Genomic DNA, 11,814 nt, shown 5'->3' with positions numbered 1-11,814 from the left:
GGGCCGAATAACATTCCAGCCTAATTTATTAACCCTTTCTTTTCATCTGGTTATTTCTTAACCCCTCAGTTTTAGTAGGGACGCGTATTGCTTGCTATCTCGCCAGAGTTTCGAATATTATGCTGCCGTTATAATAATAATTCTCGTTTACGTTATCATTCACTTTCATCAGAGAAATACCAATGGCGCGTCTTAAAACTGCTCAGCCAAGTTCATCGCTGCGTAAAATCGCAGTAGTGGTAGCCACAGCGGTTAGCGGCATGTCTGTCTATGCACAGGCGGCGGTTGACCCGAAAGAAGAAACCATCACCGTAACTGCTGCTCCTGCCGCACAAGAAAGCGCATGGGGGCCTTCGCCGACAATTGCCGCGAAGCGTTCCGCCACCGCTACCAAAACCGACACGCCGATCGAAAAGACGCCACAGTCTGTTTCGGTAGTGACAAACGAAGAGATGCAGATCCATCAGTCTCGTTCCGTCAAGGAAGCGCTGGGTTATACCCCAGGGGTTGTGGTCAGTAACCGTGGTGCTTCAAATACATACGATTTTGTCAGCATCCGTGGTTTTACCTCTGTCGGTTTAAGCCAGAACAACTATCTGGATGGTCTGAAGCTACAAGGGAACTTCTATAACGACGCGGTTATCGATCCTTACATGCTGGAGCGTGTAGAGTTGATGCGTGGGCCAACTTCCGTGTTGTACGGTAAGAGTAACCCTGGCGGTATTATTTCGATGGTCAGCAAACGTCCAACCACCGAGCCGCTAAAAGAAGTTCAGTTTAAAATGGGAACAAATAATCTGTTCCAGACAGGGTTTGATTTTAGTGATGCATTGGATGATAACGGTGAATTCTCTTACCGTTTAACCGGTCTGGCTCGTTCCACAAATGAGCAGCAGCAAGGTTCTGAATCACAGCGTTATACCGTTGCTCCGTCCTTCTCATGGCGTCCTGACGACAAGACTAACTTTACATTCCTTTCTTATTTCCAGAATGAACCCGAAACGGGTTACTACGGTTGGTTGCCGAAGGAAGGTACGGTTGAACCGCTACCTAACGGCAAGCGTTTGCCGACTGATTTTAATGAAGGTGCTTCAAATAACACTTATTCCCGCAATCAGAAAATGGTGGGGTACAGCTTTGAACACGACTTTAATGACACCTTCACTGTCCGGCAGAATTTACGTTTTGCTGAAATGAAAACGTCGCAGCAGAGCGTGTACGGTACGGGTATCTGTACAACAAATGCGTTTAACGCGCCTTGCCAGGCAATTCCGGCCGATCAGCGCGACCATTATCTTGGTCGTGGCACGGTTGTCGATGATGAACGCTTGCAGAACTTCAGTGTTGATACCCAGTTGCAGAGCAATTTCGCGACAGGAACGGTGGACCATACGTTGCTGACAGGTGTTGACTTCATGCGTATGCGTAATGATATCAATGCTAAATTTGGCACAGCTCCTGTTCTGGATCTTTATAACCCACAGCCTCTGGAAGATTTTGATTTCGACTCTACCGAGCCTTATCAGATGAACGAAACCAAACAAACCGGTATCTACATCCAGGATCAGGCGGAATGGGATAAGTGGGTCTTTACGCTGGGTGGTCGTTATGACTGGTCACAGCAAGCGACGACGATTCGTCAGAATTCAACCACTCCGCAAGCGGGTTATATTGAGCGTAACGATCATCAGTTCACATGGCGTGGCGGTGTAAACTACCTGTTTGATAATGGTATTTCTCCGTACGTTAGCTATAGCCAGTCATTTGAACCAAACGCATTCGATCTCTACAGCACTCCACGCATGGCTTTTGCGCCATCCAAGGGTGAACAGTATGAAGCGGGTGTAAAATATGTGCCGAAAGATCTGCCTGTGGTTATTACGGCTGCGGCATATCATCTGACGAAGACGAATACGCTGACAACCGATCCGACCAACTCGAATCTGCAAGTTCCGTCAGGCGAAGTACGTTCTCAGGGCTTTGAGTTTGAAGCTAAAGCGGCCTTGAATGCCAATATCAATGTGACTGCTTCATATACTTACACTGATGCGGAGTACACTAAGGACACCAATCTCAAAGGGAACAACGTAGAACAAGTTCCTGAAAATATGGCATCACTCTGGGGCGACTATACCTTTAACGAAGGCGTTCTGTCGGGACTGACCCTGGGAACCGGTGGACGTTTTATCGGTTCAAGCTATGGCGATCCTGCAAACACCTTTAAAGTGGGAAGTGCTGCTGTAATGGATGCTGTCGTGAAATACGATTTAGCGCGTTTTGGTATGGCTGGCTCTAGTGTTGCTGTCAACGTTACCAACCTGCTGGATCGTGAATACGTTTCTAGTTGCTTCCAAACCTATGGCTGCTTCTGGGGCGCAGAACGTCAGGTCGTTGCAACCGCAACCTTCCGTTTCTAATTTCTTTTTGGGCACGCTTTGCGTGCCCGTTTTACAAGTTGGCTGCTATGCAGGAAAACAGATCCCATCCCGACACCACTTTCGCGTTGCGTAATGTCTCCTTTCGTGTGCCTGGCCGCACGCTGTTGCATCCTCTCTCATTAACTTTTCCAGTGGGGAAAGTGACCGGCCTTATCGGCCACAACGGGTCCGGAAAATCGACGTTATTGAAAATGCTGGGACGTCATCAGCCGCCGTCGGAAGGTGAAATCCTGCTCGACGAACAGCCGCTGGAGAACTGGAGCAGTAAAGCGTTTGCCCGCAAGGTCGCCTATCTGCCGCAGCAGTTGCCGCAGGCCGAAGGGATGACGGTGCGTGAACTGGTGGCGATTGGCCGCTATCCGTGGCACGGGGCGCTGGGACGTTTTGGCGTTGCCGACAGAGAGAAAGTAGAAGAAGCTATTTCGTTGGTCGGCTTAAAACCGCTGGCGCACCGCCTGGTGGATAGCCTGTCCGGCGGAGAACGCCAGCGTGCGTGGATTGCCATGCTGGTGGCGCAGGACAGCCGCTGTCTGCTGCTTGATGAGCCGACTTCCGCGCTGGATATCGCTCATCAGGTTGACGTGCTGGCGCTGGTGCATCGCTTAAGCCAGCAGCGTGGGCTAACGGTGATTGCGGTGCTGCATGATATCAACATGGCGGCCCGCTACTGCGATTACTTAGTTGCGCTGCGCGGTGGTGAAATGATTGCGCAAGGAACGCCTGCTGAACTGATGCGCAGTGAAACTCTGGAACAGATTTACGGTATCCCGATGGGCATTTTGCCGCATCCGGCCGGTGCCGCACCCGTGAGTTTTGTCTATTAATGATTGAATTACATCATATTACCCGTCGGCGTCTGCTTACGGCGATGGCGCTCTCGCCGCTGCTGTGGCGGATGAATACGGCGTCCGCCGCGGCGATTGATCCGCAGCGTATTGTGGCGCTGGAATGGCTGCCGGTAGAGCTGTTGCTGGCGCTGGGTATTACGCCGTATGGCATTGCGGATATCCCTAACTACAAGCTGTGGGTCAGTGAGCCACCTCTACCGGACTCGGTGATTGATGTCGGGCTACGCACGGAACCCAATCTCGAACTGCTGACCGAAATGAAACCCTCGTTTCTGCTCTGGTCGGCAGGCTATGGTCCTTCCCCGGAAAAGCTGGCGCGTATTGCACCTAGTCGGGGATTTAACTTCAGCGACGGTAAAAAACCTCTGGTCGTTGCGCGACAATCGCTGCAGGAAATGGCGCAATTGTTCAATCTGCAGGACTCTGCTGAACGCCATCTGACTGAGTATGATCGTTTTATTGCCAGCCTGAAGCCGCGCTTCATTCAACGCGGTGCGCGCCCTGTGCTTCTCACCTCTCTGCTTGATTCGCGGCATATGCTGGTGTTTGGCCCAAACAGCCTGTTTCAGGACGTGCTGGATGAATATGGGATCCCCAACGCCTGGCAGGGAGAGACAAACTTTTGGGGCAGCACTGCCGTGAGTATTGACCGTCTGGCTGCTTTTCAGGATGTCGATGTATTGTGCTTTGATCACGGCAACGATAAAGAGATGGCTGGACTGATGTCTACGCCGTTGTGGCAGGCGATGCCCTTTGTTCGCAGCGGACGTTTTCAGCGCGTGCCGGCCGTCTGGTTCTATGGCGCAACGCTATCAGCCATGCATTTTGCCCGCATTCTGGATAATGCGCTGGGAGGCAAAGCGTGAGTAAACGTATCGCGCTGTTCCCCATTTTCCTGCTGGCGGTTCTGTTTGTTGCTGCCTGCTGGCTCACATGGGTTAACTTCTCCGTTGCGCTACCGCGCAACCAGTGGCAACAGGCTATCTGGTCACCGGATATCGATGCCATTAAACAGATGGTTTTCCACTACAGCCTGCTGCCGAGGCTGGCGATTTCGCTGTTGGTCGGTGCCGGGCTGGCACTGGTCGGCGTATTGTTTCAGCAGGTGCTGCGTAACCCACTGGCGGAGCCAACCACGCTAGGCGTTGCGACCGGTGCGCAGTTGGGCATTACCGTCACGACGCTGTGGGCTATTCCCGGTGCGCTCACCACGCAATTTGCTGCGCTGGCAGGTGCTTGTGTCGTTGGAGCGCTGGTGTTTGGCGTCGCCTGGGGCAAACGTCTTTCTCCGGTGACGTTAATCCTCGCCGGACTGGTGGTCAGCCTGTACTGCGGGGCGATTAACCAGTTGATGGTTATCTTCCATCACGATCAACTGCAAAGCATGTTTTTGTGGAGCAGCGGCACGCTAACCCAAACCGACTGGAGCGGCGTACAGCGACTGTGGCCGCAACTGCTGGGCGGCGTGATGCTGACTCTGCTGCTGTTGCGTCCAATGACGCTGATGGGACTGGATGACGGCGTGGCGCGTAACCTCGGTCTGGCGTTGTCGCTGGCGCGCCTGGCGGCCTTATCGCTGGCGATTGTCATCAGCGCCTTGCTGGTTAACGCGGTTGGGATTATCGGCTTTATTGGCCTCTTTGCACCGCTGCTGGCGAAAATGCTCGGCGCGCGGCGTCTGTTGGCGCGTCTGATGCTGGCCCCGCTGATTGGTGCGTTGATCCTCTGGCTCTCTGACCAAATCATTCTGTGGCTGACCCGCGTATGGATGGAGGTCTCCACCGGTTCGGTGACGGCGCTGATTGGCGCGCCATTGCTGCTGTGGTTGTTGCCGCGCCTTAGAAGTATGAGCGCACCGGATATGAATGCCAGCAACCGTATCGCCGCGGAGCGTCAGAATGTACTGATGTTTGCGCTGGCGGGCGGGGTGGTTTTGCTGCTGACTCTGGTGGTGGCGCTGTCGTTTGGCCGCGATGCGCACGGCTGGACATGGGCCAGCGGCGCGATGCTGGATGAACTGATGCCCTGGCGCTGGCCACGTATTCTGGCGGCGTTGATTGCCGGGGTGATGCTGGCGGTAGCGGGCTGTATTATTCAGCGTCTGACCGGAAACCCAATGGCGAGCCCGGAAGTTCTGGGCATTAGCTCCGGCGCGGCATTTGGCGTGGTGTTAATGCTGTTTCTGGTCCCCGGAAATGCCTTTGGCTGGCTGCTGCCCGCAGGGAGTCTCGGGGCTGCGGTCACCTTGCTTATCATTATGATTGCCGCCGGGCGCGGTGGTTTTTCGCCGCACCGTATGCTGCTGGCAGGGATGGCGCTCAGTACGGCGTTTACTATGTTGTTGATGATGCTGCAGGCCAGCGGCGATCCGCGTATGGCGGGCGTGCTGACCTGGATCTCCGGCTCAACCTATAACGCGACGGGCGAACAGGTACTGCGCACCGGAATTGTGATGGTTATCCTGCTGGCGCTGACACCGCTGTGTCGTCGTTGGCTGACGATTTTACCGCTCGGCGGCGATACGGCGCGTGCGGTGGGTATGGCGATCACGCCGTCACGCGTGGGGTTACTGCTGTTGGCTGCGGGACTGACGGCGACAGCAACCATGACCATTGGACCGTTGAGTTTTGTCGGGCTGATGGCTCCGCATATTGCCCGAATGATGGGGTTTCGTCGGGCGATGCCGCATATGCTGATTTCGGCGCTGGCGGGAGGTGTGCTGCTGGTCTTTGCTGACTGGTGCGGCAGGATGGTGCTGTTTCCGTATCAGATCCCGGCAGGATTACTGTCGACGTTTATTGGCGCGCCGTACTTTATCTATCTGCTACGTAAGCAGAGTCGCTGAGGTTAATCTCTTCCATTTAGGCTGCGTCGCCATCCGGCAATAAAAAAGCCGGGTGGCGGCTTCGCCTTACCCGGCCTACGTTATTTCTGGGCGTTATCTTTTACAATTTCGCAAACACCCGGCGCGCGGCGTCGATGGTGTTATTGATATCGTCTTCACTGTGCGCGACGGACATAAAGCCCGCTTCGAAGGCGGACGGCGCCAGGTAAATCCCTTCATCCAGCATCATGTGGAAGAAACGCTTGAAGCGTTCAACGTCGCATGCCATCACATCCTGATAGCAGGTCACGGTTTCTGCATCGGTGAAGAAAATCCCGAACATCCCGCCCACATGGTTAACCACCAGCGGAATATTCGTCTCTTCGGCGGCTTCCAGCAGACCTTCCGCCAGACGCGTCGTCAGTTCGTTCAGCGTTTCATGAATACCTGGCTGGGCCACTTCGTTCAGACAAGCAAAACCTGCTGCCATCGCAATCGGGTTACCTGAAAGCGTACCCGCCTGATAAACCGGACCGGTCGGCGCCAGCGCGTCCATCACATCACGGCGACCGCCGAATGCGCCAACGGGCATCCCGCCACCGATGATTTTGCCAAGGCAGGTCAGATCCGGAACGACGCCGTAATAATCCTGCGCACCGGCCAGTGCCACGCGGAAACCGGTCATGACTTCATCGATGATCAACAGTGCGCCAAACTCATCACACAGGGCACGCAGGCCCGGCAGGAATTCTGGCAGCGGCGGGATGCAGTTCATGTTGCCTGCGACCGGCTCAACGATAATGCAGGCGATCTCCTGCGGATACTGTTCAAATGCCGCACGAACTGAAGAGAGATCGTTGTAGGTGCAGGTCAGGGTGTGTTTCGCAAAATCGGCTGGAACGCCCGGGGAGTTTGGCTGACCCAGCGTTAACGCGCCGGAACCAGCTTTAACCAGCAGGCAGTCGGCATGACCGTGATAGCAGCCTTCAAATTTGATGATCTTATCGCGACCGGTGAAACCGCGCGCCAGACGGATTGCGCTCATCGTCGCTTCCGTACCGGAGTTCACCATACGCACCATATCCATGGTCGGCACAAGTTCAGTGACCAGCTCCGCCATTTTCACTTCCATCTCGGTCGGCGCGCCGAAGCTTAAACCGCGCTCTGCGGCTTCAATCACCGCATTGCGAATTGCCGGGTGGTTATGGCCCAGTACCATCGGTCCCCAGGAACCGACGTAATCGACATAGGCTTTACCATCGACATCGTACAGATACGCGCCGTCCGCTTTTTCGATAAACAGCGGAGTACCACCCACGCCAGTAAAGGCGCGAACGGGGGAGTTAACGCCGCCAGGGATAAGTTCGCGTGCTGCGCTGTAGAGATTTTCAGACTTACTCATGGATGGGGTCCTGGTTCGTAGAAAAAGTAAATGCCCGCTATTCTAGTTATTCAGAGAAGGTTATGAAAGTTTTACGCAATTGAAACAATGCGATTTGCAGGGGATTTTCGTGAAATGTGCGAGTAGAATGCCGATTCCGTATTTGTATTACCAATTAATGATCATCTGATGAAGACTGACTCTCCCTCTTTTGAAGCACAACAAATTGTGCGTTTACGCCGCAGGGATCAAATCCGTCGACTCCTGGAACGCGACAAAACGCCGCTGGCGATCCTGTTGATGGCCGCCGTTGTCGGTACCGTGACGGGGCTTGTTGGCGTGGCATTTGAGAAAGCGGTGACCTGGGTACAAAATCAGCGCATTGGCGCCCTGGCCCAGGTTGCGGACCATGCCATTCTGCTGTGGCCGCTGGCGTTTATTCTCTCTGCATTGCTGGCGATGGTCGGCTATTTTCTGGTTCGTAAATTTGCGCCGGAAGCGGGAGGCTCGGGGATCCCTGAGATTGAAGGCGCGCTGGAAGAGCTACGACCTGTGCGCTGGTGGCGCGTTCTGCCGGTAAAATTTATTGGCGGCATGGGCACGCTGGGAGCCGGTATGGTGCTCGGGCGAGAAGGGCCGACCGTACAGATAGGCGGGAACATTGGGCGCATGGTGCTGGATATTTTCCGCATGCGTAGCGCCGAAGCGCGACATACCCTGCTGGCCACCGGTGCGGCTGCGGGTTTGTCGGCGGCGTTTAATGCGCCTCTGGCGGGGATCCTGTTCATTATTGAAGAGATGCGCCCGCAGTTTCGCTATAACCTCGTCTCGATCAAAGCCGTGTTTACCGGCGTTATTATGTCGAGCATTGTGTTTCGTGTGTTCAACGGTGAAGCACCGATTATTGAAGTCGGAAAGCTGTCTAATGCGCCGGTAAATACGCTGTGGCTGTATCTTGTGCTGGGGCTTATTTTTGGCTGTGTCGGGCCGTTGTTCAACACCATGGTGTTGCGTACCCAGGATATGTTCCAGTGCTTCCACGGCGGTGAAATTAAAAAATGGGTGCTGATGGGCGGCGCGATTGGTGGCCTGTGTGGGATCCTGGGATTAATTAAACCGGAAGCGGCAGGCGGCGGGTTTAACCTGATTCCTATCGCCGCGGCGGGTAATTTTAGCGTCGGTTTACTGCTGTTTATATTTATTACCCGGGTGATCACCACGCTGTTGTGCTTCTCGTCCGGCGCGCCCGGTGGGATTTTTGCCCCGATGCTGGCGCTGGGTACGTTACTTGGCACCGCGTTCGGTATGGCCGCGGCGGCCTCTTTTCCACAGTATCATCTGGAGGCCGGAACCTTTGCCATTGCCGGAATGGGGGCTTTGCTGGCGGCTTCGGTACGTGCACCGCTAACCGGTATTGTACTGGTGCTGGAGATGACCGATAACTATCAGCTCATTTTGCCAATGATTATTACCTGTCTTGGCGCAACACTATTAGCCCAATTTATGGGTGGAAAGCCGCTATACTCGACTATCCTTGCCCGCACGCTGGCAAAACAGGAAGCGGAGCAGGCGGCAAAAAGCCAGAGTACCGCCGCTGGCGAGAATACTTGAACGAAATACCAGGGTATTAGATAATGGCCTTAACCATTGGGTTATAATTTGCCCAATTGCCAATGTCGTTTGGAGCAAAATATGAGTGATGACGTAGCGCTGCCACTGCAATTTACTGAAGCAGCAGCCAATAAAGTAAAAAGCCTGATCGCTGACGAAGATAACCCGAATCTGAAATTACGCGTGTATATCACCGGCGGTGGTTGCAGCGGTTTCCAGTACGGTTTCACCTTTGATGATCAGGTGAACGATGGTGATATGACCATTGAGAAACAAGGTGTGGGTCTGGTGGTTGATCCGATGAGCCTGCAATATCTGGTGGGCGGCGCGGTTGACTATACCGAAGGTCTGGAAGGTTCCCGCTTCGTTGTGACTAACCCCAATGCGAAAAGCACCTGCGGGTGTGGTTCTTCTTTCAGCATCTGATTGCTGCCTGTAATACCGATGGTCTGATGGTGTAGGCCCGGTAAGCGTAGCGCCACCGGGCAATGTGCCGGTTGGCGACGTAAACGCCTTATCCGGCCTACATGTTCTGCATCATCACATCAACGCCCGTTATCATCCAGTGCAAACGTCGGCAATTTCAAATGCCAGCGAATGGCGGCAAGCCTAATCAGCAGGGTGACGATCATCCCCATCATACTGGCGTTTTCCAGCGATACATTAAAGGTATAAAACGCTGTCGCATGCACGATCCCGCCGATAATACATGCCGTGGCGTAGATTTCGGTGCGCAGAATCATCGGGACTTCACGAGCTAACACGTCGCGAATGATCCCGCCGCCGACGCCGGTAATCACCCCCATACAGATCGCCACCAGGGGACCCGTCCCTGCGAGAAATGCTTTATTGACGCCAATCCCCACGAACACCGCCAGGCCAACGGCATCCAGCACCGGAAGGATCCACTTCGGTAAACGTCGTGGCTGACGTACCAGCAGGATTGTCAGCATGCTGGTGATCATTGCCACCACCAGATCGGTGGGATCCTTAACCCAAAATACCGGCCCATGATCCAGCGCCATATCGCGGATCGTTCCGCCGCCAACGGCGGTAACCACCCCGAGGACCAGGACGCCAAACGGGTCCATTCGCAATTTTCCGGCCAGTAAGACGCCAGAGATAGCAAATACCGCGGTACCGACAATATCCAGCCAATAGACGAGCATTTTTAAATCCTCACAACAGACCTGGTGGGGGCAGGCGCTAATTTATCTGTGAAAGCGCATTACAGAGTTGTTTTGCGGCGAGGATAATACGCGGGCTCGCGCGTTCGAACCAGTCACTATTAAGTGTAATAATGGGTATTTTTAGCTGGTTTCCCCAGTATTGTTCAATTTTCAGAGTTTCGCCTGGCCCTCCGGTTGCAACAATAGCCTGGGGCGCTCGTGCCAGGACCTGCTCACGGCTAACCTGCGGCCAGGGGACCCGACTGCCGGCAAAGATGTTTTCTCCACCGCATACCTCAAGAACTTCGTGCTGAATGGAGCCTTTTCCACTGGTAAACAGAGGATTTGCGCCAAACTGGAGAAACACGCGTTTTTTCGGTTTGTTGGCATACCGAGATTTTAGTAAAGCATAGTCATCAAGCATGGTTTGCGCCGCCTGTTTTGCCTGCTCAGGTTTTGGACTCCACGCTGCCAGCTGGCGGAGCGCATCGGCGACCTGCTCGATGGTAACGGCGTCCACCCAGATGACCTTAATTCCCAGGGCGGTCAGCTGATTCACCTGCCGCTCAGCATTTCCCCCGCGCCAGGCGACGACTAAATCCGGTTTAAGCGCCACAATGCGTTCAAGGTTCATACCTTGCCAGGTGGAAACCTCCTCGATATTTTTGGCCGCTGGCGGGTAGTTTGAGTAGCTACTGACGCCTACGGGTGTAATGCCGGCGGCAAAGGCGAGTTCGGTATTGGCAGGAGAAAGCGTCACAACACGCGGTGCGGCGTACAGGAACGCCGGAAGAGTGAATAGCAGGGCGACCAGCGCCCTGGAGAGTAATTTAGCCATGCGCCAGTTTCTGTACCAGCGTTTCAACCATCAGGCTTGACTGTTTCGCGGCAACAACCAGGAACTCGTCAAAGCTGAGATGGGACTGCTGATCGGCGACGTCAGAGATGGCGCGAACCACGACAAACGGCACATTGAAGTTATGGCAAACGTGCGCAATCGCGGTCGCTTCCATCTCAACGGCAATGGCCTGCGGGAAGTTATGCTTAATTTTAGCCAGACCCACGGAGCCATTAATGAAGGCATCGCCGCTGACGATAAGTCCGCGAACGGCGTTCAGATTGAGTTGCGCAATGCAGGATTCTGCTGCAGCAATCAGCGCAGGATCGGCTTTAAAACCAGCCGGGCAGCCCGGTAACTGACCAAATTCATAGCCAAAGGCGGTAACGTCGGCATCGTGATAGCGCGCTTCGTCAGAAACCACAATATCGCCGACTTTCAGCGTAGAGGCCAGGCCGCCCGCGGAACCGGTGTTAATGATGGCATCCGGCTTGCAGCGTTCAAGCAGCAGCGTAGCGCCCAGCGCCGCCGCCACTTTACCGATACCTGATTTCAGTAGCGCAACCTCTGTACCGTTCAGTTGGCCGGTGTAAATTTCACAACCGCCGAGAGAGAGGGTCTGACGGTTTTCGATTTTGTCACGCAGCAGCGTAACTTCTTCTTCCATTGCACCAATGATGCCGATTTTCATAGATTTACTCGCGA

General features: G+C 54.3%; 10 protein-coding genes and 1 pseudogene. 7 read left to right on the top strand and 4 right to left on the bottom strand.

From position 1 onward, the window contains the following. The first annotated feature begins 182 nt into the window (after positions 1 to 182). From fhuA to fhuB, 4 genes are read left to right on the top strand one after another with little or no spacing between them, the layout of a single operon-like run. Positions 183 to 2,417, top strand: a complete 2,235-nt coding sequence (gene fhuA, locus O6D90_RS19175; RefSeq protein ID WP_016155718.1) for a ferrichrome porin FhuA — start codon at positions 183 to 185, stop codon at positions 2,415 to 2,417. A 47-nt stretch (positions 2,418 to 2,464) separates the two neighbouring features. After that, positions 2,465 to 3,262: a Fe3+-hydroxamate ABC transporter ATP-binding protein FhuC gene (fhuC, locus tag O6D90_RS19170; RefSeq protein ID WP_003845793.1), complete on the top strand. Its 798-nt coding sequence runs from the start codon at positions 2,465 to 2,467 to the stop codon at positions 3,260 to 3,262. Next, positions 3,262 to 4,152: a Fe(3+)-hydroxamate ABC transporter substrate-binding protein FhuD gene (fhuD, locus tag O6D90_RS19165; protein WP_016155719.1), complete on the top strand. Its 891-nt coding sequence runs from the start codon at positions 3,262 to 3,264 to the stop codon at positions 4,150 to 4,152. Before fhuC ends, fhuD begins: the two co-directional genes overlap by 1 nt. Beyond that, complete coding sequence (fhuB, locus tag O6D90_RS19160; protein WP_016155720.1) at positions 4,149 to 6,131, top strand: Fe(3+)-hydroxamate ABC transporter permease FhuB; 1,983 nt, start codon at positions 4,149 to 4,151, stop codon at positions 6,129 to 6,131. The genes fhuD and fhuB overlap by 4 nt, the downstream gene beginning before the upstream one ends. A 100-nt stretch (positions 6,132 to 6,231) precedes the next feature. Here the strand turns inward: fhuB and hemL are convergent, their stop codons facing one another. Then, positions 6,232 to 7,512: a glutamate-1-semialdehyde 2,1-aminomutase gene (gene hemL / locus O6D90_RS19155; protein WP_016155721.1), complete on the bottom strand. Its 1,281-nt coding sequence runs from the start codon at positions 7,510 to 7,512 to the stop codon at positions 6,232 to 6,234. A 168-nt stretch (positions 7,513 to 7,680) separates the two neighbouring features. Between hemL and clcA the strand changes: the two genes are divergently transcribed. The 3 genes and pseudogenes from clcA to erpA all read left to right on the top strand — a co-directional run bounded on the left by clcA (position 7,681) and on the right by erpA (position 9,528). After that, on the top strand, positions 7,681 to 9,102 hold the full coding sequence (gene clcA, locus O6D90_RS19150; protein ID WP_016155722.1) for a H(+)/Cl(-) exchange transporter ClcA: 1,422 nt from the start codon (positions 7,681 to 7,683) through the stop codon (positions 9,100 to 9,102). Between the two features lie 23 nt (positions 9,103 to 9,125). After that, positions 9,126 to 9,191: pseudogene (gene yadW / locus O6D90_RS19145) on the top strand (small protein YadW). Then, positions 9,184 to 9,528: an iron-sulfur cluster insertion protein ErpA gene (gene erpA / locus O6D90_RS19140; protein ID WP_003018581.1), complete on the top strand. Its 345-nt coding sequence runs from the start codon at positions 9,184 to 9,186 to the stop codon at positions 9,526 to 9,528. Before yadW ends, erpA begins: the two are co-directional and overlap by 8 nt. Positions 9,529 to 9,647: 119 nt before the next feature. On the opposite strand, the gene O6D90_RS19135 is transcribed toward erpA, so the two are convergent. From O6D90_RS19135 to mtnN, 3 genes are read right to left on the bottom strand one after another with little or no spacing between them, the layout of a single operon-like run. Continuing rightward, entirely contained in the window at positions 9,648 to 10,271 is a 624-nt protein-coding gene (locus O6D90_RS19135) for a TRIC cation channel family protein (protein ID WP_006686772.1), read from the bottom strand. A 37-nt stretch (positions 10,272 to 10,308) separates the two neighbouring features. Then, positions 10,309 to 11,109 carry a vitamin B12 ABC transporter substrate-binding protein BtuF gene (gene btuF / locus O6D90_RS19130; protein ID WP_016155723.1) on the bottom strand — a complete coding sequence of 267 codons (801 nt, stop codon included), beginning with the start codon at positions 11,107 to 11,109 and terminating at the stop codon, positions 10,309 to 10,311. After that, complete coding sequence (mtnN, locus tag O6D90_RS19125) at positions 11,102 to 11,800, bottom strand: 5'-methylthioadenosine/S-adenosylhomocysteine nucleosidase (RefSeq protein WP_016151752.1); 699 nt, start codon at positions 11,798 to 11,800, stop codon at positions 11,102 to 11,104. Before mtnN ends, btuF begins: the two co-directional genes overlap by 8 nt. Between the last annotated feature and the right edge of the window lie 14 nt (positions 11,801 to 11,814).

The sequence above is a fragment of the Citrobacter sp. 21OH12SH02A-Citro genome (assembly GCF_027919895.1).
Lineage (GTDB): Bacteria > Pseudomonadota > Gammaproteobacteria > Enterobacterales > Enterobacteriaceae > Citrobacter > Citrobacter braakii.
This window is presented reverse-complemented; position numbering and strand designations above follow the sequence as displayed.